We start from the raw sequence: 25,972 nt of genomic DNA, 5'->3' as shown, positions 1-25,972 counted from the left end.
CCATGAACGCCTTCGCCCACTTCCCCGCCACCGTGCACTGGAATGCCCAGCAACTGGCCGACGCCGTGCCGCCGCGCCTGTCGCAACTGCTGGCTTTCGATCGTGAGCGCGACCTCGGCCGCGTCGCCGTCGCCAACCGCGACGTGCGCAAGCCGCGCCGCGCCGCCGGGTACTTCCACGCACCCATGCTGCACGCGCCCTTCAACGTGCGCTGACTCCCTTGCATCCCGGCGTGCACTGCGCGGAACCGTCGCCTCTCTCTCTCCAGGGTCCACGCCAGCCGGTACCGCAGGCCGGGATGCTTCTCCTTCCCCACCATCCACACGCCCTTCCAGCCCAAGGAATCCCGCCATGCTCGACATGCGCCAGGTCAACAAGGTCTACCGCACCGAACTCGTCGAAACCCACGCGTTGCGGTCGCTGGACCTGCACGTCAATGAAGGCGAGTTCGTCGCCGTCACCGGCCCCTCGGGCTCGGGCAAGACGACCTTCCTCAACATCGCCGGCCTGCTGGAAACCTTCACCGGCGGCGAGTTCCACCTCGATGGCGTCGACGTCAAGGGCCTCAACGACAACGCACGCTCGCGCCTGCGCAACGAGAAGATCGGCTTCATCTTCCAGAGCTTCAACCTGATCCCCGACCTCAACCTGTTCGACAACTGCGACGTGCCGCTGCGCTACCGCGGCCTGCCGTCCAGCGAGCGCAAGCTACGCATCGAGGAGGCGCTGTCGCAGGTGGGCCTGGGCTCGCGCATGAAGCACTACCCGGCGGAACTGTCGGGCGGGCAACAGCAGCGTGCCGCGATCGCGCGCGCACTGGCCGGATCGCCGCGCCTGCTGCTGGCCGACGAACCCACGGGCAACCTCGACTCGCAGATGGCGCGCAGCGTGATGGAGTTGCTGGAGGACATCAACGCCAAGGGCATCACCATCGTGATGGTGACGCACGATCCGGAACTGGCCGCGCGCGCGCAGCGCAACGTGCACATCGTCGACGGCATGGCCACCGACCTGTCGGTCGAACCGAGCCTGACGCGGGCGGCCAGTGCCGCGCGCATCGACGCCGAAACCACAACGAACGCATAGGGCGGGTCTCGACCCGCCATCCACTCGCATCCGTCGCCTCCCTCGCATTCCCCGGAACCCATCGGCGGGCCAAGGCCCGCCCTACGGAGCCAATCCATGTTCGGCTACTACTTCAACCTCGCCCTGCGCAGCTTCCGGCGCAACCGCGTGCTCACCGCGCTGATGGTGCTGGCAATCGCGCTCGGCATCGGCGCGTGCATGACCACGCTGACCGTGTTCCGGGTGCTGTCCGGCGACCCGATCCCGCAAAAGAGCAGCCAGCTGTACTACGTCCAGCTCGACGCCGAGAGCGCGTTCGGCCACGTCCCGGGCGAGGAGCCCTCGGACCAGATGACGCGCTTCGATTCGGAGACCCTGCTGCGCGAGAAGCGCGGCGACCGCCAGGCGATGATGACGGGTGGTGGCGTCACGGTGACCCCGGAAAACGCCGACCTCACGCCGTTCATGGCCTCGTCGCGTTACACCAGCGCCGACTTCTTCCCGATGTTCCTGGCACCGTTCGCGTTCGGCTCGGGCTGGAGCGAAGCCGACGATGCCGCCAGCGCGCGGGTCGTGGTGCTGTCGAAGGAGACCAACGACAAGCTGTTCGGCGGCGCCAACAGTGTTGGTCGGCAGGTCACCCTGTCGGGCAACGACTTCACCGTGGTCGGCGTGCTGGAGGAATGGCGTCCCACGCCACGCTTCTACGACCTCTACAGCGACCGCTTCGGTGAGCTGGAAGAAACCTTCCTGCCGTTCTCAACCTCGCGCGAACTGTCGCTGGGGCGCAACGGCAGCATGAATTGCTGGGGCGACAGCGGCAGCGATTCCACCACGCTCAACGCGCCCTGCGCGTGGATCCAGTACTGGGTGGAGCTGGACAGCGCCGCCAAGGCCACTGCCTACCGCGACTACCTGGTCAACTACTCGCAGCAACAGCGCGATGCCGGCCGCTTCGAACGCGAACCGAACGTGCGCCTGCGCAACGTGATGGAATGGCTGGACTTCACCAAGGTGGTGCCCGGCGACGTGGTGATGCAGCTGTGGCTGGGCTTCGGTTTCCTGCTGGTCTGCCTGCTCAACACGGTGGGCCTGCTGTTGGCGAAGTTCCTCCGTCGCAGCAGCGAGATCGGCGTGCGCCGCGCACTGGGCGCGTCGCGGATGGAGATCTTCAAGCAGTGCCTGGTGGAAGCCGGCACGATCGGACTGGCCGGCGGCATCCTCGGCCTTGGCCTGTCGCTGCTGGGCCTATGGGCCGTGCGCCAGCAGCCCAACAGTTACGCCGACCTTGCCCAGCTCGACCTCGGCATGCTGCTGACCACGTTCGCGATCGCCATCGTCGCCAGCCTGTTCGCCGGACTGCTGCCCGCCTGGCGCGCGATGCAGGTGACGCCGGCAATCCAGTTGAAGTCGCAATGACCTGCCCCCTCCCCCGCCTGCGGGGGAGGGTTGGGGGCGGGGGCGAAGCCGCCACGCCAGTCCATCTCAAGACATTGCCCATCCCGACCTTCTCCCGCAACGCGGGGGAAGGAGCGAAAGACGAGAATCCGGAGAACCACCATGGAAATCCGCCCCATCCTCTCCACCCTGATGCGCCACAAGACGGCCGCGGCGCTGATCGTGCTGGAGATCGCGCTGACCTGCGCCATCATCTGCAACGCGCTGTTCATGATCGGCACGCGCATCTCGCAGGTCACCGAAACCAGCGGCCTGGCCGAGAACGAAATGGTCCGCATCCAGCTGGTGCCGATCGGCGATGACGCAGACGCCGAGGCGCAGACGCGGTCCGACCTTGCGATGCTGCGACAGATGCCTGGCGTCACCGCGGCCACCACCGTGAACCAGGTGCCGTTCGTGAACTCCTCTTGGAACAGCGGCGTACGCCTGAACCCCGACCAGCAGAACACCACGCTCAGCGCCACCACCTACATGGGGGAAGAGCATTTCCTCGATGCCTTCGGCCTCACCCTGGTTTCCGGGCGCAACTTCACCGCGGACGAGTACCAGTCGTTCGAAACCCTCAACACGCCCGACAGCGGCGCAAGGGTGGCCAGCGTCATCACCACGCGCGCGATGGCCGAACGTCTGTTTCCGGGCGAGGATGCATTGGGCAAGTCGATCTACGTCTGGGGCAATGAACCGATCCGCATTGTCGGCATTGTCGAACACCTGGTACGCCCGAGCATGCAGGGCGGTCCGGCGGCACGCGAGTACTCGCTGATTATGCCCGTCCGCGCCACCTACAACCTCGGCGGCAATTACGTGATCCGCACCAGCCCAGAACGCCGTGCCGACGTGCTGGCTGCCGCCACCGAGGCGCTGCGCAACAACGGTCCGCGCCGCATCATTTTGGAAGACAACACCAAGACCTTCGAGGAACTGCGCCAGGAGTTCTACCAGCAGCAGCGCTCGATGGCCTGGTTGCTGGCGATCGTCTGCGTGGCGCTGCTGTTCATCACCGCGCTGGGCATCGTGGGACTGGCAAGCTTCTGGGTGCAGCAGCGCACCAAGCAGATCGGCGTGCGACGCGCACTGGGCGCGACCAAGGGGCAGATCCTGCGCTATTTCCAGACCGAGAACTTCCTGCTGGCCACCATCGGCATCGTGCTGGGCATGCTGGCGGCCTACGGCATCAACCAGTTCCTGATGAGCCAGTACGAGTTGCCAAGGCTGCCGCTGCACTACCTGCCAGTCGGCGCGGTGGCGCTATGGCTGCTGGGTCAGATCGCCGTCTTCGGCCCTGCCCGTCGCGCCGCGGCGGTGCCGCCGGCCATTGCCACGCGGAGTGTGTGAGCCGTGCGTGCATCCAGTCTTTCGTTGATGGCCGCTTGCGTGCTCGCGATGGCTCCCTGCCCTGCGCAGGAGCCGCCGGGGTCGGCGCTGCATGTGGCGATCGACGCGCAGGACCGGATCGTGTTCGGGCAGGGATTCAACGATTGCGACCTCGACGCCCTCGCCGACGTGGTCCATCCGCAGCTGCGCTTCTACCATGACGTCGGCGGCCAGCAGGACCGCAACGCCTTCCTCGCTGCGATGCAGGCCAACATCTGCCCGGCCAGCGGACCGAAGCCGATCCGCGTGCTCGACCCGGGCAGCGTGCAGGTCTTCCCGCTGCATGATGGCGGCGTGCTGTACGGCGCGATCCACAGCGGCGTGCACTGGTTCGATCTGCGCGAACCCGGCAAGCCGGATGTTCGGACCGGGGTCGCGCGCTTCACCAGCGTGTACGTGCTGGAGGACGGGAAATGGTGGCTCAAGGATGTTCTGAGCTACGATCACCGTGCCGCCGGCGACTGACCTGCCGCCGATCTCGTAGTCCTGGCCCGCATGCCCACCGTCCTTGTCATCGACGACAATCCGTCCGTCTCGCTCGCGCTGGAGATGCTGTTCTCGCTGCACGACATCCAGACGCGCAGCGCGGAAACACCCGAGGCCGGGCTGGAACTGCTGGCGCGCGGCGGCATCGACCTGGTGATCCAGGACATGAACTTCCGCGCCGACACCACGTCCGGCGACGAGGGCGTGGCGCTGTTCAGGCAGATCCGCGCGCAGCACCCGGACATGCCGGTGATCCTGCTCACGGCATGGACCCACCTCGAATCCGCGGTCGACCTGGTCAAGGCCGGCGCCGCCGACTACGTGGCCAAGCCGTGGGACGACCACAAGATGCTGGCCAGCGTGAACAACCTGCTGGAGCTGGCGGAAGCGCAGCGCGAACTGGCCGCGCGCAACGCGGATGAACGCCGCCGCCGCGGTGCGCTGGCGCAGCAGCACGAGCTGCGAGGACTGGTGTACGACGACGCCGCCACCGAATCGGTGCTGTCGCTGGCGCTGCAGGTCGCACGCTCGGAACTGCCGGTACTGGTCACCGGGCCCAACGGCGCCGGCAAGGAAAAGTTCGCCGAGATCATCCACCACAACTCGGCGGTGAAGTCCGGCCCGTTCGTGGCGGTGAACTGCGGCGCGCTGCCGAGCGAACTGATCGAGGCCGAACTGTTCGGCGCCGAGCCGGGGGCCTACACCGGTGCCGGCAACAAGACACGCACTGGCAAGTTCGAGGCCGCCGATGGCGGCACGCTGTTCCTGGACGAGATCGGCACGCTGCCGCCTGCGGGCCAGGTGAAGCTGTTGCGCGTACTGGAGACGGGCCGCTTCCAGAGGCTGGGCGGCAACCAGGAGCGCACGGTGCGCGTGCGCGTGGTCAGCGCCACCAATGCGGACCTCGCGGCGATGATCGCCGACGGCCAGTTCCGCGAAGACCTCTACTACCGCCTCAACGCCATCGAACTGCGCCTGCCGCCGCTGGCGAAGCGACCGCGCGACATCCTGCCGCTTGCGCGCCACTTCCTGCCGGCCGACAAGAAGTTCACGGAAGGCGCCGAACGCGCTCTGCTGCGCCACGCGTGGCCTGGCAACGTGCGTGAACTGCGCAACAGCGTGCAGCGCGCAGCGCTGCTGTCGGGCGAACGCATCGAGGCCGAGGCGCTTGGCCTGCCGTCCGTCGCTGGCCATGCCCCGGCAAGCGGTGACGAACCCGATCGCGCCACGATCGAGGCCGCGTTGCAGCGCAACGGAGGCGTGCTGGCGCAGGCTGCCGCCGATCTCGGCCTGTCGCGCCAGGCGCTGTACCGTCGGCTCGACCGGCTCGGCATCCCGCGCGGTTGACGTCGCCGCGATGCGCATCCTCCGCGTCCTGCCGCTGGCGATCCGCATGGTGGCACTGGCGATCATGGCGGTGGCCGCCACCGCCGTCGCGACTGCCGTGCTGGTCGAATGGCTTTCGCCCTGGGCCGCGGCTGCGTCCGCCACGGTGCTGGTCGGCGGCATCGCCGGACTGGTGGTCTGGCGCACCTTCGTGCCGCTGCGCGCGTTGTTCCGGGCGCTCGCCGGCACCGTGGCCGGCTACCGCGACGGCGATTTCAACTTCGGCATCACCTGGGACCGCTATGGCGACCTGATCGAACTGGTCGATGCGCACAACGAACTGGGCCACGCCCTGCGCGAACAGCGCGTCGCCTTGGTGCAACGCGAGCTGCTGCTGGACACGATGGTGCAGAACACGCCCGTGGGCATGCTGCTGCTCGACCCCAACCGGCGCGTGGTACTGGGCAACCTGGCCGCACGCAAGATGATGGGCGACGGCCGCAAGCTGGAAGGCGGCTCGCTGGACGCGTTGCTCCACGACGCGCCGCCCGCCGTGCGCGACGCCTTCGCACGCGGCGGCGACGGCATGTTCACCGTCGGTGACGAGGACCACGAGGACATCTACCACCTCGCCCGGCGGATGTTCCGCCTCAACGGCCGTATCCACGAGCTGGTGCTGCTGCGGCAGATGACCGCCGAACTGCGGCGGCAGGAAGTGCAAACGTGGAAGAAGGTGATCCGCGTGATCAGCCACGAGCTCAACAACTCGCTGGCGCCGATCGCCTCGCTGGCGCATTCGGGTGCGGAACTGCTGCGCCGCGGCCAGCACGAGAAGCTGCCGATCGCACTGGCCACCATCGAGGAGCGCGCCCGCCACCTCGAAGGTTTCCTGCGCGACTACGCGCGCTTCGCCAAGCTGCCCACGCCGCGCGGGGAGCCGGTGCGCCTGCCCGTCTTCGTCGAGAAGCTGCGCACGCAGGTGGATTTCGCGATCGAGGGCGCCATCCCGGATGAGACCCTGCGCTTCGACCCTGCGCAGATGGAGCAGGCAATGCTGAACCTGCTGAAGAATGCGCACGAATCCGGCTCGGCGCACGATGCGGTATCGCTGGCGGTGCGGCGGGTGGCCGATGGCTGGCGCATCGACGTGCTCGATCGCGGCAGCGGCATGAACGAGTCGGTGCTGTCCAATGCCCTGCTGCCGTTCTATTCGACCAAGCGCAGCGGCACCGGGCTCGGGCTGGCCCTGTCGCGCGAGATCGCGGAAGCGCATGGCGGCCGCATCGCCCTGCTCAACCGCGATGGCGGCGGGTTGTGCGTGTCGATGGTGCTGCCGGCGCCAAGCCAGTCGTAACGCCGGGCAGCCACGTGGATGAACGCGTCCCCACGCGTATCGGCGGCGAACCATCGCCATTCACGCACCAGAACCGACGTCAGGGCGGCGTTCTCCACAGGAAATCGTGCGTGACCCCGACGGGATCAAGCCGACCGCATGTGCAATGGCGGGCCGGGGCCCGCCCTACGACTTCTTCACCGGCCGCCGCCAACCCTCCAGCGTCGCCTGCCGCGCCCGGGCGACCGTCAGTTCGCCGTCCGGTGCATCCTTGGTAATCACCGATCCCGCGCCCACCGTGGCGCCCGCGCCAATGGTGACCGGTGCCACCAGCGCAGAGTTCGAGCCGATGAACGCACCATCGGCGATCGTCGTGCGTGACTTGTTCACGCCATCGTAGTTGCAGGTGATGGTGCCGGCGCCGATGTTCACCTTTTTCCCCACCACGGCATCGCCCAGATAGGTCAGGTGGTTGGCCTTGCTGCCCACGCCCAACACCGTGTTCTTGGTTTCGACGAAGTTGCCGATGCGCACGCCGTCGGCCAGCACGGTGCCGGTGCGCAGGCGCGCGTAGGGACCGATCGACACCGCGCCTTCGGTCCTTGCGCCATCGATATCGCAATGCGCATGCACTTCCGTCCCGCTCGCCAGGATGGCATTGGCGATCCGGCAGAACGGTCCGATGCGCACGCCATCGCCCAGTTCGACCCGGCCTTCCAGCACCACGTCGACATCGATCTCGACGTCCTGGCCCACGAGCACCTCGCCGCGGATGTCCACGCGCGACGGGTCGGCGAAGCGCACGCCCTGCGCGCACAGCGCGCGCGCGGCCCGCGACTGGTAGGCGCGTTCCAGCTGGGCGAGCTGCCACGGGTCGTTCGCGCCCTCGGTTTCCTGCGGATCGTCGACCTCGACCATCTCGGCCGCGGTGAAGTCGCCCGCCGCCATCGCCGCGACGTCGGTCAGGTAATACTCGCCTTGGGCGTTGTCGTTCGACAGTCGCGACAACCAGTCCTTCAGTGCGGTGGAATCCGCGGCGATCACGCCAGTGTTCACCAGCCGGATCGCGCGCTGCTCGTCGGTGGCATCCTTCTGCTCGACAACGGCCGCCACATGGCCCTCGGCGTTGCGCAGGATGCGGCCGTATCCGGTGGGGTCTTCCAACTCCGCCACCAGCAGCGCCAGCCGCCCTTCGCTGGAAAGAAGGCGGCGCAGCGTGTCGGCGGTGATCAACGGCACGTCGCCGTACAGCACCAGCACGCGCGCGCCGTCGGGTACGTTCGGCATCGCCTGCTGCACCGCATGGCCCGTGCCCAGTTGCTGTTTCTGCTCGGCCCAGACCAGGTCGACCTGGTCGGCGAAGGCGGCCTGGACCTGGTCGCCCCCGTGGCCATGCACCACATGGATGCCCGCCGGCTGCAGCGCGCGCGCGGCCGCGATGGCATGCGCCAGCATCGGCCGGCCGGCGACTTTCTGCAGCACCTTCGGCAACGCCGACTTCATGCGCTTGCCTTCGCCGGCGGCGAGGATGATGACGTGCAGCAGGTTCGACATGGGCGGAGATACTCGTCAGTTGGGTGTTGCGCTTCGATCGGAATGGACGGCATCCGGCACATGCATCGGACAATGCCGCGCTGCGCGCATGCGCCGTAGTTCCAGCGTGGTGGAGACCAGCATTGCGGCATGCAGTACCAGCAGCAGGTCGCCCACGAACAGGATGCGGAATCCGGATGCGTGGATTGTAGGCGAGAGCGCAACCAGCATCGTCGACGCGACGGCAAGCGCAGGCAGGCCTGCACCCACGATCAGGCTGTCGAGATCCTTCGCCCGGCATGCGGCACTGGCCACCAGCGCACCCAGAACCGCGATGGTGAAGCCCATGGACACGAAGATGCCGCCCGCCATCCACTCCGCGGGCTCGAGCGGCGCCGCCACCCCACCCAGCCTCGGCCAACCCTCGAGTCCGGGCAGTCGCAGCAACACCGATACCACGGCGCTGGCGACATAAAGCACGAGGATCCCCGCCGCCACCCTTGCGGTGGCTGTCCTGCACATGCGCGGGGTCAACCAGGCCGCCAAGGCAGCCAGCAGCACCAGCAGCAGGTTCGCCGGGCTCTGGGCATGCACGTTCAGACGGTCCAGCCCGAGCAGCCACTTTGCCGACCACTCAAGGTCGACATGTTCCGGGAACCAGCGCAGCTCGGCGACATGGCGCAGTGCGTTGCCCGGCGCCAGCAACGACGCGGCCGCTGATGCGCCGCCTGCGAACAGGACAACAAGTTCGCCTTCCAACGATTCATGCCGCATCCGTCGCAACAACGTTCGCACGGACATCACCGCGAGCAAGGCAAATGCGACCTGCTCGGCCTGGCAGGCAATGATGGCCACGCACGCCGCGACGGCCACGGCAATGGGCCGGCGACGTGTTGCGGAACACAGCAGAGTGATCGACAGCAGCCCCATGAACACGGGCAGCAGGTAGTTGTAGAACCCCGTGACCCAGAAGGCCGCTTCGTACAGCACTTGCCGGTGGATCAGCAGCAGCATCACCGCCACGACCAGGGTGCCGGACGCCATCGGCAGCTGCCTGGAGAGTGTCAACCGCCAGATACACCACGCCGTCCCGAGGAAAGTGGCCGGAATCAGGGTTTTCCAAACGGCCGCCACTCCGATGGTGGCCGCCAATGCACCCTCGAGCAGGATCCGCCCCGTCCACTCGCGGTAGCGGGACGCGAGGAACTCGAACAGTCCGCGATCGTCGAGGGCGTGCAGGAAGTACTGGTCGTCGTCGGCACCCTGCAGGCCAAGGCGCAGCCCGATTGCGATGCAAAGGACGCACAACAGGACCGCGGATACGGCCTCCACCCCGCGCCAGCGCCGCCCTGCTTCAGGTACAGGCATGCGCAGCTCCAAGCACGCGCCCGTCCGCCGCCTTGCGGATGAACGTCACCGTCCACGCCAGTGGTGGTGTACCGGACAGCCGCGACGATCCCGCGGAGACGCCGTCATGCAGCGCGTCGTGCGTGACCGGCCTGCCGACCGCCACCGCGACATCCTCCCTTCGCCCGACCCGCGACGGCAGGCGGACGCTGTACTCGCCCGACGTCAGGTAGACATCGATCCTGCGCACGCCCAGCTCTCCCTCGACATACGCCCAGCCACGCACGAAGGCGCTTCCTTCCGCGACCCGGCAGTCTTCCAGCGCGCTGCGCAAGCCGGCCTGCTGGTATGCGGGCACTGGACCGGGATGCGCCTTGTTGGACACGCCATGCCCCACCCACGGCAGCACCACGGCCAACACCAGCGTCATCGCCAGCACCACGGGCGGCGCGATACGCAGGCAGGTGCCGCGGCGGTTTGCCTCTGGTTCCAACGATGGGCCCTCGTGTCCGCGTCCTGGCCAGCCGTGCGCTGCATTTGCGCGCGGATGACCGCATCATAGTGCCGCATGAATGTCACTGCGAACCCACCCGATTCCCCGGCATGAGGCTTGCGAACCAAGGCGGGATCTACGTCGTCGCCGGGCTGGGCCAGCTGCTGCTGGACTGGTGCGTGTTCGTCGCCTGCAGCGCGCTGGGCATGCCCATCGTTCCCGCGAACGTCTTCGGCCGCATCAGCGGGGCACTGCTCGGGTTCTGGTTGAATGGCCGCTTCACGTTCCGGGACGGACATGGCGCGCGATTGGGATGGCGTCGTTTCGCGCGCTTCGTGGCGCTGTGGTCGCTGTTGACTGTGGCGAGCACCGTGCTGGTCGCGTGGGTCGATGCGCGGCTGGGGCTGCAGCTGGCCTGGGCGGCGAAGCCGCTGGTGGAAGGGGGGCTGGCCGTGGTCGCGTTCTTCCTGTGGCGACACATCGTCTATCGCTGACGGCTGCCGTCAGTGCGGCGCGTCGCGCACGGCGCCTGCCTGCCGCAGCAACGGCAGCACTCGATCCAGCGGCAATGCGGGCACGGTGCCACGATGCCCTGACACGGTGGTGGCGCGGAACATCGAATTGACGATGGCTTCCTCGGTGGCCTCGGCGACGGCGACGAACAGCGGCGCCATCGCCTCGTTCGACAGCAGCTCCAGCGCGTGGCGGGGCGACAGCGGCGCGCGGCGCGCGGTGGGCGCGGTGGAGAACGCGATCACGTAGTCGCCCGAACCGTTGCTCATCGATGCGCCGGTGCGTGCCAGCCCCGCCAGTGCGCGCGTGGCCAGCCGGCGCAGCAGGCGGTCGTCGAGCGGCGCATCGGTGGCGACGACGATCATGATGCTGCCATCGCCGGTGGCCGGCGGCACGCCAGCGCCGGCTCGTGCGACAAGGCTTTGCGGATCGGGCAAGTCGTCGCCCACCGGCACGCCGGCGATCGTCAGCCGACCGCCGTAGTTGCTCTGCACGAGGACGCCAACCGTGTGGCCGCCAGCATCGTCCCCCAGCCGGCGCGAGCTGGTCCCGATGCCGCCCTTCCAGCCGAAGGCGATGGTGCCGGTGCCGGCACCCACACTGCCTTCCTGCACATCCTCCGTCGTCGCCGCTGCCAGCGCCGCGCGGACGTGATCGCCATCCACGCGGCGTGCGCGGATGTCGTTGAGGAAGCCATCGTTGGTCTCGCCGACCACCGGGTTGAGAGAACGGACGTTCTCGTTGCCCGGCAGCGCCAGTTGCCAGTCGACCAGGGCGTCGGCCACGCGCCACACGCCGAGCGTGCCGGTGAGCAGGATCGGCGTCTCCAGTTCGCCCAGTTCCTGTACCTGGGTGACGCCCAGCAGCTTGCCGAAGCCGTTGCCGACCACGATCGCCGCCGGCACCCGGTCGCGGAACAGGTCGCCGCCGTGCGGCACGATGGCGGTGACGCCGGTGCGGATCGCATCGCCCTCGACCACGGTCGCGTGCCCGACGCGGACGCCCGGCACGTCGACGATGGCGTTGCGTGGGCCCGGCGGCAAGGTGCCGACCACCACGCCCGCGTCACGGGCGCGGGGGCGCGCGTCATCGGCAGCAAGCGTCGACGGCGGCGGCATTGCGAGCAACAGGACTGCCAGCCAGATGTGGCCGCATTTCGTGCGCGATGCTCCGTCCATTCCCGTGTCCCGGCTGCCGTGATGACGACATTCTGCCGCAACGCGATCCGCACCCGTTCCATCACGCGGCCACACGCGATGGAACGGCCGCTTCCGGCCAAAGGGCGCGCCAACGAAAACGCCGGCACGAGGCCGGCGTTTCCTGGACCGCATTGCGGGAAACCGCAGGTCAGTGCTTGAGGTTCTTGCGCAGGCGCTCGAGCGCCTGCAACTGCGCCAGAGATTCCGCCAGCTTGGCCTGCGCCTCGGCGACTTCCATCGCTTCGCCGCGGCCGGCGAGGATGCGCTCGGCCTCTTCCTTCGCCGCGCGCACCTTGGCCTCGTCGATGTCGTCGGCGCGGATCGCGGTATCGGCCAGGATCGTCACCACCTGCGGCTGCACCTCGAGGATGCCGCCACCGATGGCGAAGTCCAGCACGCTGCCGTCGGGCTGCGTGACCACGACCTTGCCGGGCTTGAGCCGCGTGATCAGCGGCGCGTGGCGCGGCGCGATGCCGAGCTCACCCAGTTCGCCGGTCGCCACGACCAGGGTCGCTTCGCCCTGGAAGATCTCGGCTTCGGCGCTGACGATGTCGCAACGGATGGTGCTGCTCATAACGCGATTCTCTTCCGTTTCCCCCTCTCCCGTTCACGGAAGAGGGCAGGGGTGAGGGCGACGGGCGCGAAGGCCCCACCCTAACCCTCCCCCGCACGCGGGGGAGGGAACAGGATCAGGCCTTCTCGGCGAGCTTCTTCGCCTTCTCGACCGCTTCCTCGATGCCGCCGACCATGTAGAACGCCTGCTCCGGCAGGTGGTCGTATTCGCCTTCCACGATGCCCTTGAAGCCGCGGATGGTGTCCTTCAGCGACACGTACTTGCCCGGCGAGCCGGTGAACACCTGCGCCACCGTGAACGGCTGCGAGAAGAAGCGCTCGATCTTGCGCGCGCGGGCCACGGCCAGCTTGTCCTCTTCCGACAGCTCGTCCATGCCCAGGATCGCGATGATGTCCTTGAGCTCCTTGTACTTCTGCAGCGTCGCCTGCACCCGGCGCGCGGTGTCGTAGTGCTCGTGGCCGATGACGTTCGGGTCCAGCTGGCGGCTGGTCGAGTCCAGCGGATCCACCGCCGGGTAGATGCCCAGCGACGCGATGTTGCGGGAGAGCACCACGGTCGCGTCGAGGTGGGCGAAGGTGGTCGCCGGCGACGGGTCGGTCAGGTCGTCCGCGGGCACGTACACGGCCTGGATCGAGGTGATCGAACCGGTCTTGGTCGAGGTGATGCGCTCCTGCAGCACGCCCATCTCCTCGGCCAGCGTCGGCTGGTAGCCCACCGCCGACGGCATGCGGCCCAGCAGCGCCGACACTTCGGTACCGGCCAGCGTGTAGCGGTAGATGTTGTCGACGAACAGCAGTACGTCGCGGCCTTCGTCGCGGAAGTACTCGGCCATGGTCAGGCCGGTCAGCGCGACGCGCAGGCGGTTGCCCGGCGGCTCGTTCATCTGGCCGTACACCATCGCCACCTTGGACTTGGCGTGCTCTTCCACGTTGACGACGCCCGACTCCTGCATCTCGTGGTAGAAGTCATTGCCTTCGCGGGTACGCTCGCCCACGCCGGCGAACACCGACAGGCCGCTGTGCTCGGTCGCGATGTTGTTGATCAGTTCCATCATGTTGACGGTCTTGCCCACGCCGGCGCCGCCGAACAGGCCGACCTTGCCGCCCTTGGCGAACGGGCACATCAGGTCGATCACCTTGATGCCGGTTTCCAGCAGCTCGGTGGTCGAAGCCTGGTCTTCGTAGCTCGGCGCGGCACGGTGAATTTCCCACGCGGTGTCGGCCTTGACCGGGCCGGCCTCGTCGATCGGGTTGCCCAGCACGTCCATGATGCGGCCCAGCGTGCCGATGCCGACCGGCACCGAGATCGCGCGGCCGGTGTTGTCGGCCAGCAGGTTGCGCTTCAGGCCGTCGGTCGAGCCGAGGGCGATCGTGCGGACCACGCCGTCGCCGAGCTGCTGCTGCACCTCGAGCGTGATCTCGGTGCCCTGCACCTTCAGTGCGTCGTACACCTTCGGCACGTCCGCGCGCGGGAACTCGACGTCGACGACGGCGCCGATGATCTGAACGATCTTGCCCTGACTCATTGCTGCATTCCTCTAGATGAATTCTGTGGTGGCGCGGTCAGACTGCCGCCGCGCCGCCGACGATTTCGGAGATTTCCTGGGTGATCGCCGCCTGCCGGGCCTTGTTGTAGACCAGGTTGAGCGTATCGATCAGCTTGGTGGCGTTGTCGCTGGCGGACTTCATCGCGACCATGCGCGCGGCGTGCTCGGAGGCGACGTTCTCCATCACCGCCTGGTACACCAGTGACTCGATGTAACGGGTCAGCACGTGCTCCAGCACCGCCTGCGCGTCGGGCTCGTAGATGTAGTCCCAGTCGTGGCTGGCGACCACCTCGTCCGAGGCCGGCAACGGCAGCAGCTGGTCGAACGCGGCGCGCTGCACCATGGTGTTGACGAAGTCGTTGTAGCTCAGGAACACCTTGTCGACCTTGCCGCTGTCGTAGGCGTCCAGCATCACCTTGATCACGCCGACCAGCTGCTCGACCTGCGGCGTGTCGCCCAGGTGCGTGACCGTGGCCAGCATGTCGACCTTGATCCGGCGGAAGAACACCGAGGCCTTCTGGCCGATGGTCACCACGTCCACCTCGACGCCCTTTTCCTGCCACTGGCGGAACTCGCCCAGCAGCTTGCGGAACAGGTTGTTGTTGAGGCCGCCGGCCAGGCCGCGGTCGGACGACACGATGACGTAGCCGACGCGCCGGATGTCCTTGCGCTCGACCAGGTACGGGTGCTGGAACTCGGAGTTGGCCTGCGCCAGGTGGCCGATGACCTGCTTCATCGCGCGCGCGTACGGGCGCGAGGCCTTCATCCGATCCTGCGCCTTGCGGATCTTCGAGGCCGAGACCATCTCCAGCGCGCGCGTCACCTTGCGGGTGTTCTGCACGCTCTTGATCTTGGTCTTGATTTCCCTTCCGCCTGCCATCTCTTCTCTTCTCGGTAGGGCGGGCCTTGGCCCGCCATTGCAACGCTACGCTTTCTCCGGTGCGGGCCAGCGCCCGCCCTACGAAACCGCGATCACCAGCTGCCGGTCTTCTTGAAGTCCTCGATGCCGCCCTTGAACGCGGCCTCGATCTCGTCGTTCCAGTCGCCGCTGGCGTTGACCTTGTCGAGCAGCGCGCCGGCGGTGTTGGCGAAGTGCGCGTGCAGCGCCTCTTCGAACGCGAGGATCTTGTTGACCGGCACGTCGTCCAGGTAGCCCTTGTCGACCGCGTAGATCGACAGCGCCTGGTCGGCGATCGACATCGGCTGGTACTGCTTCTGCTTCATCAGCTCGGTCACGCGCTGGCCGCGCTCGAGCTGCTTGCGGGTGGCGTCGTCCAGGTCCGAGGCGAACTGCGCGAACGCGGCCAGCTCACGGTACTGGGCGAGCGCGATGCGGATGCCGCCCGACAGCTTCTTGATGATCTTGGTCTGCGCCGCGCCACCCACGCGCGACACCGAGATGCCGGCGTTCACGGCCGGGCGGATGCCGGCGTTGAACAGGTCGGTCTCGAGGAAGATCTGGCCGTCGGTGATCGAGATCACGTTGGTCGGCACGAAGGCGGACACGTCGCCGGCCTGGGTCTCGATGATCGGCAGCGCGGTGAGCGAGCCGGTCTTGCCCTTCACTTCGCCATTGGTGAACTTCTCGACGTAGGCCTCGGACACGCGCGCGGCGCGCTCGAGCAGGCGGCTGTGCAGGTAGAACACGTCGCCCGGGTAGGCTTCGCGGCCCGGCGGGCGACGCAGCAGCAGCGAGATCTGGCGGTAGGCGACGGCCTGCTTGGACAGGTCGTCGTACACGATCAGCGCATCCTGGCCGCGGTCCATGAAGTACTCGCCCATCGTGCAGCCGGAGTAGGCGCTGATGTACTGCATCGCGGCCGACTCGGATGCGGTGGCGGCGACCACCACGGTGTGCGCCAACGCGCCGTTCTCTTCCAGCTTGCGCACGATGTTGGCCACCGTCGAGGCCTTCTGGCCGATGGCGACGTACACGCACTTGATGCCGGTGCCCTTCTGGTTGATCACGGCGTCGATCGCCATCGCGGTCTTGCCGGTCTGGCGGTCGCCGATGACCAGCTCGCGCTGGCCGCGGCCGATCGGGATCATCGCGTCGACCGACTTGTAGCCGGTCTGCACCGGCTGGTCGACCGACTTGCGCCAGATCACGCCCGGCGCCACGCGCTCCACCGGCGCCGAGACCTTGGCGTCGATCGGGCCCTTGCCGTCGATTGGCTCGCCCAGTGCGTTGACCACGCGGCCCAGCAGCTCGGGGCCGGTCGGCACTTCGAGGATGCGGCCGGTGGTCTTGGCGGTGTCGCCTTCGCGCAGGTGCTCGTAGTCGCCCAGCACCACGGCGCCGACCGAGTCGCGCTCGAGGTTCAGCGCCAGCGCGAACGTGTTGTCCGGCAGTTCGATCATTTCGCCCTGCATCACGTCGGCCAGGCCGTGGATGCGCACGATGCCGTCGGATACCGAGGTGACCGTGCCTTCGTTGCGCGCCTCGGCGGCCAGCTTGACCTTCTCGATGCGGGTCTTGATCAGTTCGCTGATTTCGGACGGGTTGAGCGTGGTGGTTGCCATTGCTTCGTTTCCTGTAGGGCGGGCCTTGGCCCGCCTTGGGTTTTTTGCGTTCCGTGAAGGCGGGTCGAAACCCGCCCTACGAATTCAGGATCAATTTGCCAACGCCGATTGCAGGCGCGAGAGCTTGCCGCGCAGCGAGCCGTCGATCACCGTGTCGCCGGCCGCGATCACCGCGCCGCCGATCAGGCTTTCGTCGATCGCCGCCTCGACCTCGACCTCGCGGCCGAAACGCTTCTTCAGCGCGGCCTTGATGCCGTCGAGTTCCGCCGCCGGCAGCGCCGACGCGGAGGTGACCTTGGCCTTCACCACATGCTCGGCCTCGGCGCGCAGCTCTTCGTACAACCCCGCGATTTCCGGCAACAGCGCCAGGCGGCGGTTGTCGGCCAGCAATGCGAGGAAGTCGTTGAACGCCTGCGGCGCGGCGTCGACGGCGAGCAGCGCGACGGCATCGTCGCGGCCCAGCGCCGGATGGCCGAGCAGCGCGGCGGCCTGCGGATCGGCGGCGACGCGCGCGGCAAACCCGAGCGCGTCGGACCAGCCTGCGAACGCACCGGCATCGCGCGCGAGGCCGAAGGCGGCGCGGGCGTACGGACGGGCGAGCGTGAGGGCCTGGCTCATGGGATCAGGCCGCCTCGTCCGACAGCTGCGCGGCCAGTTCGTCCAGCAGCGCCTTGTGGGCGTTGGCGTCGATCTCGCGCTTGAGCAGCTTCTCGGCGCCGGCGACCGCCAGCACGGACACCTGCCTGCGCAGGTCCTCGCGTGCACGGTTGGACGCGGCGAGGATCTCGGCGTCGGCCATCGCCTTGTGGCGATCGCTGGCCAGTGCCGCCTCGGCGTTCGCCGCCTCGACGATCTGGATCGCACGCTGGTTGGCCTGCGCGATGATCTCGTTGGCCTTCACGCGGGCGGCCTTGAGCTCGTCGGCGACCTTCTCTTCCGCCTGCGCCAAGTTCTTCTGGGCGTTGTCGGCGGCGGCGAGGCCTTCGGCGATCTTCTTCTGGCGCTCCTCGATGGCGTTCATCAGCGGCGGCCAGACGAACTTCCAGGTGAACCAGATCAGGATCGCGAACGCGAGGCCCTGGCCCAGGAATGTGGCATTGAATTGCATCGTGATGCTCCGCTATGGGTACACGGGCGCGCCATCGCGCCCGGGCGTGCCGCGCGCCTTCTCAGGCACGCGGCGTGGCAGCCCGATCAGGCGCCGGCTGCAGCGGAAACCGCGGTACCGATCAGCGGGTTGGCGAACGCGAAGAACAGCGCGATGGCCAGGCCGATGATGAACGCGGCGTCGATCAGGCCGGCGAGCAGGAACATGCGGCCCGACAGCATCGGCACCAGCTCCGGCTGGCGCGCGGCGCTCTCGAGGAACTTCGAGCCCATGATGCCGATGCCGATGCAGGCGCCGAGGGCGCCGAGGCCGATGATGATGCCGATCGCGAGTGCGGTGTTGCCCTGGACAGCGGCGATGAGAGCGGTGAGTTCCATGGTGAGTTCCTCAGTGGATCTTCAGGGTGAAGGGTGAAAGGGAAAGCGTGAAAACCGGCTCGACGCGTCAGTGCGCTTCCGTCGACATCGAGAAATAGACGACCGACAGGATCATGAAGATGAAGGCCTGCAGGGTGATGACCAGGATGTGGAAGATCGACCACGCCGCACCGGCCGCCACCGCGCCCACGAACGCCAGGGCGCCGCCGGCCTTGGCGCCCAGCGCCGCTTCCATCATCAGGTTGCCGCCGGCCATGCCGAGCAGGGCGATGAGCAGGAACACCAGCTCGCCGGCATACATGTTGCCGAACAGTCGCATCGCCAAGCTCACCGGCTTGGACAGGTATTCGATGACATTGAGGCCGAAGTTGGCCGGCGCCAGCACGATCTTCATCAGCGTGCCGTGCGCATGGAACGGCGCGGTGAACAGCTCCTTGCCGAAGCCGGCGGCTCCCTTGGCGCTGATCGCAAAGGCGAACATCAGCAGCAGCACGGCGAGCGCCATGGCCGAGGTGATGTTGAGGTCGGTGGTGGGCACGGCGCGGAAGTATTCCTGGCCGAGCGCCGCGGCGGTGCCGGGGAAGAAGTCGACCGGGATCATCTTCAGCGCGTTCATTGCGAACACCCACACGAAGATGGTCAGGGCGATGGGCGCGACGAAGCTGCGATTGCCGTGGAAGACGTCCTTGACCTGGGTGTCGATGAACTCGACCACAATCTCGATGAACGCCTGGAACTTCGACGGCACGCCGGCGGTGGCGCGGCGGCCAACGACGAAGAAGGTGCCGATGGTCAGCAAGCCCAGCACCAGGGATACCAGCAGGCTGTCGACGTTGAGGGTCCAGAACGCGCCTTCGCCGATCGACACCTGCCAATGCTGGAGGTGATGGGTGACGTATTCGCTCGGGCTGTCGCCGGCAACGCGGAGGAGATCACGAATCATCGAAGCAACCAGGGCAAGCCAATCATGGACGCCAGGAAGGCACTCAAGGCCCCACCCAGCACGAATTCAGCAGGAAGACCCGCACCCGACATGGCCCAAACCAGTCCGGCGCCGACCACCAGCCACTTGAGCACGGTCCCCACCAGCAGACGCACGAACATGCGTCCTGCGGGAGCCACCGGCGAACGTCCCGCGGTGCGCCAGCCGAACATCGCGAACCCCGCCGCGACCACGACCGCCCCCACCAGGAAGGCCACCGCGGGCGAACCCCCGGCAACCACCGCCAGCACTCCCGCGCCGGTCAGTCCGACCGCACCCTGCACCACCGGCACCTTGAGGGTGGCGCGACGGCTTGGATCGGGTCGGGGAGTCACGGGCTCGGGCTGCTGCAAAGCCGGAAAAGTATAGCAGCGGGGTGATTTCAGCGGCAACCTTGTGCAGTGCAGCAACCGCATGAATGCGACCGATGCCCACCATCCGGGCCTGGGCTGTACAGCGACCGCAGCCCGCGAACGGTCGCCCAAGGGGGTCGCCCGAAGGGGGGCCTCACTTCGCCGACAGGTCGTTCCGTCCTTCGCGGCGCGCGGGCCCGACACGCTTCCACGGCGCTGCGGTCGCCCGCTTCACGCCGGCACCACCGCGTTTCCTGTGACATGCGCCCCTGCCGCCGCGCGCCGAACCGGCCCGGACGACCCCTCCCGCATCCGCATCCTCGCAAGGAGCAAGACATGACATTACGTCGCCAGATCGCCGTCCTCATGGGCGCGACACTCGCCCTCTCCATCGCCACACCCGCCAGCGCGCAGGATTTCAACGACGACAGCCGCTTCGAGTTCCGCCTTTCCGGCTTCGACTCGGACTCGTCGATCCGCTTTGTCGGCACCGGCGTGGCCACCAATGGCGAGGACACCGAAAGCGCGGAAGGCGCCGGCACCCTCGACATCGGCAAGCGCTGGCGCCCGCGCGGCGAGCTGGCCTTCCGCCTGACGCCGCGGCAGACGCTGCGCTTGAACCATTACGACCTCCGTCGCGACCGCGCCTGGCAATTCGAAGGCGACTGGATCGATCCGGGTTCGATCTTCGACGAGGTGGAACTTCCAGGCGACCCCGTGGAGGTGCCGACGGTCGATTTCGAAGGCAAGGTCAGCTTCCGCCTGACCACGCTGAGCTACGACTTCGCGGTGGTGGATACGCCAACCTTCGAATGGGCGCTGGGCCTCGGCATCACCCAGGCCAGCCTGAAGGCGCAGGCCAGTGGCAGTTCCTCGGGCACCGAGGAACTCGATCCACGTTTCGAACAGCTCCAATGGAGCCGTACCCGCACCGCGCCCGGCCTCGGCACCCGCCTGACCTGGACGCCGGCTCCGCGCTGGCGCATGGAACTGCAGGGCCAGTACCTGGAGACCAGTTGGGGCAACTTCACCGAAGAACGCGGCCACTACGAGCGAGGCACGCTGATGGCCGAATACCTGCTCACCCGCAACATCGCCGTGCACGTGGGCTACGACTGGTTCCGGCTGAAACTGGCCAACGACTACACCGCCTCGTTCGATGCACCCAATGAAACCGACGTGGGCACCATCGATATCACCGGCACGTTGAGCGGCCAGCTCAAGGTGCATGGGCCGGTGGCCGGCGTGACGTTCCGGTTCTGATCCGCGCGGCGCCCATTCAGGCGCCGCGATCGCACCGATTGCCGCATTCATGGCGGGGAATCCCGCCGCATGGGGAACCTTTCCGGTGTTCGCCTGTCATTGACAGGCGTGGGCCTGGTTCGCTTTCCTCGTCGACTCCAAGGCAGGTCCACCCCGAAGCCCCGGTCCCCCGGGGCTTCGCCTTTGGGCGAATGCGATCGCTCTCGGCTTACTTCTTCTTCGGCAGGTACAGATCGGTGATCGTGCCGTCGTAAACCTCGGCGGCCATCCCCACCGACTCGCCCAGCGTGGGATGCGGATGGATGGTGTGGCCGATGTCCTCGACCTCGGCGCCCATCTCGATCGCCAGCGCGGCCTCCGAAATCAGTTCGCCCGCGTGCACGCCGACGATGCCGGCGCCGACGATGCGGTGCGTGGCCTCGTCGAACACCAGCTTGGTGAATCCTTCGGTGCGCGACAGGCCGATGGCACGGCCACTCGCGGCCCACGGGAACTTGCCCACCCCCACCTTCAGGCCCTTCGCCTTCGCTTCGGTTTCGGTCACGCCCACCCAAGCGATTTCCGGATCGGTGTACGCGACCGACGGAATCACCCGCGCCACCCACTCCTTCTTCGCGCCGGCCGCGACTTCCGCCGCCAGCTTGCCTTCGTGCGTGGCCTTGTGCGCCAGCATCGGCTGGCCGACGAGGTCGCCGATGGCGAAGATGTGCGGCACGTTGGTGCGCATCTGCGCATCGACGTCGATGAAGCCGCGCTCGCCGACACGCACGCCAGCCTTGTCGGCATCGATCTTGTTGCCGTTCGGGGACCGCCCCACGGCCACCAGCACGCGGTCGTAGAGCTTGCCGTCGGGAATGTCGTCGCCGTCGAACGTGACTTCGATGCCCTTCTTGCCAGCCTTGGCCTCGACCACTTTGGTCTTGAGGTGCGTGGACACGCCCTGCTTCTTCAGGCGATCGGCCAGCGGCTTCACCAGGTCCTTGTCGGCGCCCGGCATCAGCTGGTCGGCAAGCTCGACCACGGTGACTTCGCTGCCGAGGCCGCGGAAGACCGTGGCCATCTCCAGGCCGATGATGCCGCCGCCGACGACCAGAAGTTTCTTCGGCACCTCCGCCAGTTCCAGCGCATCGGTCGAGTCCATGACGCGTTTGTCGTCCCACGGGAAGCCCGGCAGCTTCAGCGCCTGCGAACCGGCCGCGATGATGCACTGCTCGAAGCGCAGCAGCTGCGTCTTGCCATCGTCACCCGTGACTTCGATTTCATTCGCCGACACGAACTTGCCGACGCCCTGCACCACGCGCACCTTGCGCTGCTTGGCCATGCCGGCCAGGCCCTTGGTGAGCTGGCCGATGACCTTTTCCTTGTAGGTGCGCAGCTTGTCGATATCGATCTTCGGCTTGCCGAAATCGACGCCGTAGTCGCTGGCGTGCGCCGCCTGGTCGATCACTTCGGCCGCGTGCAGCAGCGCCTTCGACGGGATGCAGCCGACGTTGAGGCACACCCCGCCGAGCGCCGGATAGCGTTCGACCAGCACGGTATCGAGATCAAGGTCCGCCGCACGGAACGCCGCGGTGTAGCCGCCGGGACCGGCGCCGAGCACCACGATGCGGCATTCGATGTCCGCCTTGCGGCCGGTGCCGGTGGCCGCCTGCGGTGCGGGTGAGGCCTGTTCGGCGGGTTTCGCGGGCGAGGGCGCAACGGGTGGCGTGACCGGCGCGTCGGCCTTTCCCCCACCCGACGCACCACGCGTGTCGACCTCCGCCGCTGGCCGGGGAGGTGAGCCGGCATCGTCGGACTCCAGCACGAGCACCACGCTGCCTTCCGACAGCGTGTCGCCCACCTTCACCTTGAGTTCCTTCACCACGCCGGCATGCGACGACGGCACTTCCATCGTCGCCTTGTCCGACTCCAGCGTGACCAGGCCCTGGTCCTTCGCGACCGTGTCGCCGACGGCCACCAGCACCTCGATCACCGGCACGTCGTCGTAACCGCCAATGTCGGGGACCTTCACTTCAACGGGGTTGGCCATCGCTTGCTCCTTGGTTTCCGGTGGCGTCGACGTCGGCATCCGACGCCAGCTGTTCGCGTTCTGCGGTTTCGCGCGCGTCTTCCTCGATCGCACGCTGGGTGTCTTCGCCGGCGTCGTTGCGCGCAAGGCGGGCGCGCTCGGCGTCGCGCAGGCGATCGTCGTCGCGCGCGCCGGCGACGGGCGAGGCCTGGCGGGCGTCTGCATCCGCCGCCTCGCGTCGAAGCAGGCCAAGCGCGGCGTCGCCGCTGCGCCCGAATGCGCTGCGCAGGTGCAGGTCGCGCTGCGGGAACGGGATCTCGATGCCATGCTCCTGCAGCGAGGTGTCCAGCTCCCACAGGTAGGCGGCCTTGATCGCGGCGTTGCGGCGCGAGGCCTCCTCGGTCAGCCACACCGCGAGCAGGTATTCCACCGCACTGTCGCCGAATCCGACCAGCCACACCTGCGGCCGGCGCTCGCCCTCCATCGACAGCGTGAACGGCACGCGCGAGGCCGCCTCCAGCGCCGCCTTCTTCACCAGCAGCTTATCGGTGCCATAGGCCACGCCGAAGGGCACGCGGATGCGGCGATGGTCGGAGCCGTGCGTCCAGTTGACCACGCGGCTACTGACGAACTCGGAGTTGGGCACCAGCACGTCGATGTTGTCGTTGGTCGTGATCAGCGTGGAACGGATGTTGATGGCCTTGACCACGCCACGGATGTCGCCGTCGAGTTCGACGAAATCGCCCACCTTCAGCGAGCGGTCGAACAGCAGGATCAGGCCCGACACGAAGTTGCTGAAGATCGCCTGCAGGCCGAAGCCCAAGCCCACGCCGATCGCGCCTGCGAACACGGCGAACTGGCTGATCGGCATGCCGGCCACGTTGAGTGCGGCCAGGAACCCCACGGTGATCAGCACGTAGTGCGCCAGCCGAGACACGGTATACAGCGCCGGCTGGCTGACGCCGCTGCCGCGTCCGCCAAAGCGGGTGATCGCCCGCTGCAGGAACTGCGACACCAGCCATGCGACCGCCAGCACCACCAGTGCGGCGATCATCGCGCCGATGGTGATGCCGCCCAGCCCGAACGCCTCCAGCGGCGCATAGCCAAGCATCGCGCCAATGCCCTCGCGCGCCTGTCCGGCGGCGCTGGCGACGACCGTCGGTGACGCGGCGGCGGCGACCGCAGCCTGCATCCGTGGTTACAGCAGCACGCGGCGCATGTCCGCGAGCAGTTGCGCGAGGTAGGCGGTGAAGCGTGCGGCGGCGGCACCATCGATCACGCGATGGTCGTAGCTCAGCGACAGCGGCAGGATGAGGCGCGGCACGAACTGCTTGCCGTCCCACACCGGCTTCATCGACGACTTCGACACGCCCAGGATGGCGACTTCCGGCGCGTTGACGATCGGCGTGAACGCCGTGCCGCCGATGCCGCCGAGCGAGCTGATCGAGAAGCAGCCGCCGGACATCTCCGCCGGGCCCAGCTTGCCTTCGCGCGCCTTCTTCGCCAGCGCACCCATCTCCTCGCTGATCTGCAGCACGCCCTTCTTGTCGACGTCGCGCACCACCGGCACCACCAGGCCGTTCGGCGTGTCCGCCGCGAAGCCGATGTGGAAGTACTTCTTCAACGTCAGCGTCTCGCCCGACGCATCGAGCGACGCGTTGAAATCGGGATACTTCGCCAGCGCGTTGGCGCTGGCCTTGATCAGGAAGGCGAGCATGGTCAGCTTGACGCCGGACTTGGCCTTCTCGGCTTCCTTGTTGAGTTGCACGCGCAGCTCTTCGAGGTCGGTGATGTCGGCATCGTCGAACTGGGTGACGTGCGGGATCATCGCCCAGTTGCGCGCGAGGTTGGCGCCCGAGATCTTCTTGATCCGCGACAGCGGCTTTTCTTCGACTTCGCCGAACTTGCTGAAGTCGACCTTCGGCCACGGCAGCAGGTTGAGGCCGTTGCCGCCGGCGACGGCACCCCCCGCAGAGGCGGTCGCGCCCGACAGCACGCCCTTGACGAACTTCTGCACGTCGTCCTTCGTGATCCGGCCTCCCTTCTCGGTGCCGGTGACCTGAGACAGGTCCACGCCCAGCTCGCGTGCGAACAGGCGCACCGCCGGGCTTGCGTACGGAACCTTGCCGGGGATCAGCGCATCGGCCTCGAACCGCAGCGGCGGCTGGCCCTGCGCGGGCGGATTGCCGGCCTGCGCATCGATCGACGCCTGCGCCAGCTTGTCGGGCTTCTCCGAAGGCGCCACCGGCTCGACCACCGGGTCCGGTTCCTTGCCCTTGTCGGCGGCAGGTGGGGCTTCGGCCTTGGCCTCGGCCTTGGCGGCCTCCTTCGGGGCCTCGCCACCGCCGGCATCACCGGTCTCGATGATCGCCACCAGCCCACCCTCGGACAGGGTATCGCCTACCTTGACCTTCAGTTCCTTGACCACGCCCGCGAACGGCGACGGCACTTCCATCGTCGCCTTGTCCGACTCCAGCGTGACCAGCCCCTGGTCCTGGACGACCGTATCGCCCACGGCCACCAGCACCTCGATCACCGGCACATCGTCATAACCGCCGATGTCCGGGACCTTTGCTTCCTTCAATTCGGCCATGCGGCCCTCCACGCGCCAGGGGAATCGCTATTGTGGCCGCAGGACCGGCGCGCGCCAACCGCCACGATCCGGTTGGCTGCAGGGTTGCGGATGCAACCATCCGCTTCGACGCGAAAACACCGGCTTCGATTCCCGACAGCGCGCAGTGCTGGTCCGGAAGAAGGCCAGGAACACCTTGCCTGGCGGTCCAGAGACGACAAGGGCGCGTGCCGGGGCCACGTCGAGCGCGGCCCGATATCCGCTCGGTCGGCATGGCCCCGGCAGGCGCCCCCTGAATTCTCCAGCGCACCGGGCGAAAACCAGGGCAAGGGCAACACCACCGCTTCGCTTGTGATGAACTCGCGGCGGTGTCTCCAGCGCAGGCCCGATGCCACCGCAACCAAGCGGATACCGGGCCGCGACTTGCGGTGGCATCGGGCCCGCGCCACCGCGCCGCAATGCCTTCCGCTCGATCGGGGGAAGAACCAAAAAAAATCCCCGCGGGGACGCGGGGAGGGGGAACGCAGCCCGCGCAGAGG

The 25,972-nt window shown here is 67.7% G+C and carries 25 protein-coding genes; 9 read left to right on the top strand and 16 right to left on the bottom strand.

The window, feature by feature from the left end; translation table 11 throughout:
* The first annotated feature begins 2 nt into the window (after window positions 1-2).
* The 7 genes from E2F46_RS11410 (at window position 3) to E2F46_RS11380 (ending at window position 7,063) form a co-directional block, all read left to right on the top strand.
* Window positions 3-215 carry a hypothetical protein gene (locus tag E2F46_RS11410; protein WP_133322210.1) on the top strand — a complete coding sequence of 71 codons (213 nt, stop codon included), beginning with the start codon at window positions 3-5 and terminating at the stop codon, window positions 213-215.
* A gap of 136 nt (window positions 216-351) precedes the next feature.
* A complete protein-coding gene (locus tag E2F46_RS11405; RefSeq protein WP_133322209.1) occupies window positions 352-1,086 on the top strand; it encodes an ABC transporter ATP-binding protein in 735 nt (244 codons plus the stop codon).
* 96 nt (window positions 1,087-1,182) lie between these two features.
* Complete coding sequence (locus E2F46_RS11400; RefSeq protein WP_133322208.1) at window positions 1,183-2,484, top strand: ABC transporter permease; 1,302 nt, start codon at window positions 1,183-1,185, stop codon at window positions 2,482-2,484.
* Between the two features lie 141 nt (window positions 2,485-2,625).
* Entirely contained in the window at window positions 2,626-3,858 is a 1,233-nt protein-coding gene (locus tag E2F46_RS11395) for an ABC transporter permease (protein ID WP_133322207.1), read from the top strand.
* Window positions 3,859-3,906: 48 nt separating this feature from the next.
* A complete protein-coding gene (locus tag E2F46_RS11390) occupies window positions 3,907-4,362 on the top strand; it encodes a nuclear transport factor 2 family protein (RefSeq protein WP_165967441.1) in 456 nt (151 codons plus the stop codon).
* Window positions 4,363-4,392: 30 nt separating this feature from the next.
* Window positions 4,393-5,730 (top strand): sigma-54-dependent transcriptional regulator, encoded by a 1,338-nt coding sequence (locus tag E2F46_RS11385; protein WP_133322205.1) that lies wholly within the window; start codon window positions 4,393-4,395, stop codon window positions 5,728-5,730.
* A 10-nt stretch (window positions 5,731-5,740) separates the two neighbouring features.
* Window positions 5,741-7,063, top strand: a complete 1,323-nt coding sequence (locus E2F46_RS11380; protein ID WP_243720399.1) for a sensor histidine kinase — start codon at window positions 5,741-5,743, stop codon at window positions 7,061-7,063.
* 165 nt (window positions 7,064-7,228) lie between these two features.
* On the opposite strand, the gene glmU is transcribed toward E2F46_RS11380, so the two are convergent.
* The 3 genes from glmU to E2F46_RS11365 are packed head-to-tail and all read right to left on the bottom strand — an operon-like array spanning window position 7,229 to window position 10,415.
* Window positions 7,229-8,596, bottom strand: coding sequence for a bifunctional UDP-N-acetylglucosamine diphosphorylase/glucosamine-1-phosphate N-acetyltransferase GlmU (glmU, locus tag E2F46_RS11375; protein WP_133322204.1), 1,368 nt, complete (start codon window positions 8,594-8,596; stop codon window positions 7,229-7,231).
* A gap of 15 nt (window positions 8,597-8,611) precedes the next feature.
* Complete coding sequence (locus tag E2F46_RS11370) at window positions 8,612-9,943, bottom strand: hypothetical protein (RefSeq protein ID WP_133322203.1); 1,332 nt, start codon at window positions 9,941-9,943, stop codon at window positions 8,612-8,614.
* Complete coding sequence (locus tag E2F46_RS11365) at window positions 9,930-10,415, bottom strand: hypothetical protein (protein WP_133322202.1); 486 nt, start codon at window positions 10,413-10,415, stop codon at window positions 9,930-9,932. The genes E2F46_RS11370 and E2F46_RS11365 overlap by 14 nt, the downstream gene beginning before the upstream one ends.
* 110 nt (window positions 10,416-10,525) lie before the next feature.
* Here E2F46_RS11365 and E2F46_RS11360 point away from each other — a divergent pair, with 110 nt between their 5' ends.
* Window positions 10,526-10,909, top strand: coding sequence for a GtrA family protein (locus tag E2F46_RS11360; RefSeq protein ID WP_133322201.1), 384 nt, complete (start codon window positions 10,526-10,528; stop codon window positions 10,907-10,909).
* 9 nt (window positions 10,910-10,918) lie between these two features.
* Here E2F46_RS11360 and E2F46_RS11355 read toward each other — a convergent pair whose 3' ends face one another.
* From E2F46_RS11355 to E2F46_RS11310, 10 genes are all read right to left on the bottom strand, one after another.
* Complete coding sequence (locus tag E2F46_RS11355) at window positions 10,919-12,106, bottom strand: DmpA family aminopeptidase (RefSeq protein ID WP_165967440.1); 1,188 nt, start codon at window positions 12,104-12,106, stop codon at window positions 10,919-10,921.
* 169 nt (window positions 12,107-12,275) lie between these two features.
* The gene (locus E2F46_RS11350; RefSeq protein ID WP_133322200.1) at window positions 12,276-12,701 is read right to left on the bottom strand and encodes a F0F1 ATP synthase subunit epsilon; all 426 of its coding nucleotides are present in this window, start codon (window positions 12,699-12,701) and stop codon (window positions 12,276-12,278) included.
* Between the two features lie 115 nt (window positions 12,702-12,816).
* Entirely contained in the window at window positions 12,817-14,226 is a 1,410-nt protein-coding gene (gene atpD / locus E2F46_RS11345) for a F0F1 ATP synthase subunit beta (protein ID WP_133322199.1), read from the bottom strand.
* A gap of 37 nt (window positions 14,227-14,263) precedes the next feature.
* On the bottom strand, window positions 14,264-15,127 hold the full coding sequence (gene atpG / locus E2F46_RS11340; protein WP_133322198.1) for a F0F1 ATP synthase subunit gamma: 864 nt from the start codon (window positions 15,125-15,127) through the stop codon (window positions 14,264-14,266).
* A gap of 92 nt (window positions 15,128-15,219) precedes the next feature.
* Window positions 15,220-16,770 (bottom strand): F0F1 ATP synthase subunit alpha, encoded by a 1,551-nt coding sequence (gene atpA / locus E2F46_RS11335; RefSeq protein ID WP_133322197.1) that lies wholly within the window; start codon window positions 16,768-16,770, stop codon window positions 15,220-15,222.
* Between the two features lie 90 nt (window positions 16,771-16,860).
* Window positions 16,861-17,388 (bottom strand): F0F1 ATP synthase subunit delta, encoded by a 528-nt coding sequence (locus E2F46_RS11330; RefSeq protein WP_133322196.1) that lies wholly within the window; start codon window positions 17,386-17,388, stop codon window positions 16,861-16,863.
* A gap of 4 nt (window positions 17,389-17,392) precedes the next feature.
* Complete coding sequence (locus E2F46_RS11325; RefSeq protein ID WP_133322195.1) at window positions 17,393-17,878, bottom strand: F0F1 ATP synthase subunit B; 486 nt, start codon at window positions 17,876-17,878, stop codon at window positions 17,393-17,395.
* A gap of 86 nt (window positions 17,879-17,964) precedes the next feature.
* Entirely contained in the window at window positions 17,965-18,255 is a 291-nt protein-coding gene (atpE, locus tag E2F46_RS11320; RefSeq protein WP_133322194.1) for a F0F1 ATP synthase subunit C, read from the bottom strand.
* Window positions 18,256-18,322: 67 nt separating this feature from the next.
* Window positions 18,323-19,198 (bottom strand): F0F1 ATP synthase subunit A, encoded by an 876-nt coding sequence (gene atpB / locus E2F46_RS11315; protein ID WP_133322193.1) that lies wholly within the window; start codon window positions 19,196-19,198, stop codon window positions 18,323-18,325.
* On the bottom strand, window positions 19,195-19,572 hold the full coding sequence (locus E2F46_RS11310) for a hypothetical protein (RefSeq protein WP_133322192.1): 378 nt from the start codon (window positions 19,570-19,572) through the stop codon (window positions 19,195-19,197). Before E2F46_RS11310 ends, atpB begins: the two co-directional genes overlap by 4 nt.
* 354 nt (window positions 19,573-19,926) lie before the next feature.
* Here E2F46_RS11310 and E2F46_RS11305 point away from each other — a divergent pair, with 354 nt between their 5' ends.
* Complete coding sequence (locus E2F46_RS11305) at window positions 19,927-20,853, top strand: hypothetical protein (protein ID WP_133322191.1); 927 nt, start codon at window positions 19,927-19,929, stop codon at window positions 20,851-20,853.
* Window positions 20,854-21,061: 208 nt separating this feature from the next.
* Here E2F46_RS11305 and lpdA read toward each other — a convergent pair whose 3' ends face one another.
* Genes lpdA through aceF form a run of 3 tightly spaced genes read right to left on the bottom strand, consistent with a single transcriptional unit; the run spans window position 21,062 to window position 25,454 of the window.
* Window positions 21,062-22,882, bottom strand: a complete 1,821-nt coding sequence (gene lpdA / locus E2F46_RS11300) for a dihydrolipoyl dehydrogenase (RefSeq protein WP_133322190.1) — start codon at window positions 22,880-22,882, stop codon at window positions 21,062-21,064.
* On the bottom strand, window positions 22,866-24,053 hold the full coding sequence (locus tag E2F46_RS11295) for a mechanosensitive ion channel domain-containing protein (protein WP_207949570.1): 1,188 nt from the start codon (window positions 24,051-24,053) through the stop codon (window positions 22,866-22,868). The genes lpdA and E2F46_RS11295 overlap by 17 nt, the downstream gene beginning before the upstream one ends.
* A gap of 6 nt (window positions 24,054-24,059) precedes the next feature.
* The gene (aceF, locus tag E2F46_RS11290) at window positions 24,060-25,454 is read right to left on the bottom strand and encodes a dihydrolipoyllysine-residue acetyltransferase (protein ID WP_133322189.1); all 1,395 of its coding nucleotides are present in this window, start codon (window positions 25,452-25,454) and stop codon (window positions 24,060-24,062) included.
* Window positions 25,455-25,972 lie beyond the last annotated feature (518 nt).

This window comes from Luteimonas aestuarii (genome assembly GCF_004357985.1).
Taxonomy (GTDB): domain Bacteria; phylum Pseudomonadota; class Gammaproteobacteria; order Xanthomonadales; family Xanthomonadaceae; genus Luteimonas; species Luteimonas aestuarii.
This window is presented reverse-complemented; position numbering and strand designations above follow the sequence as displayed.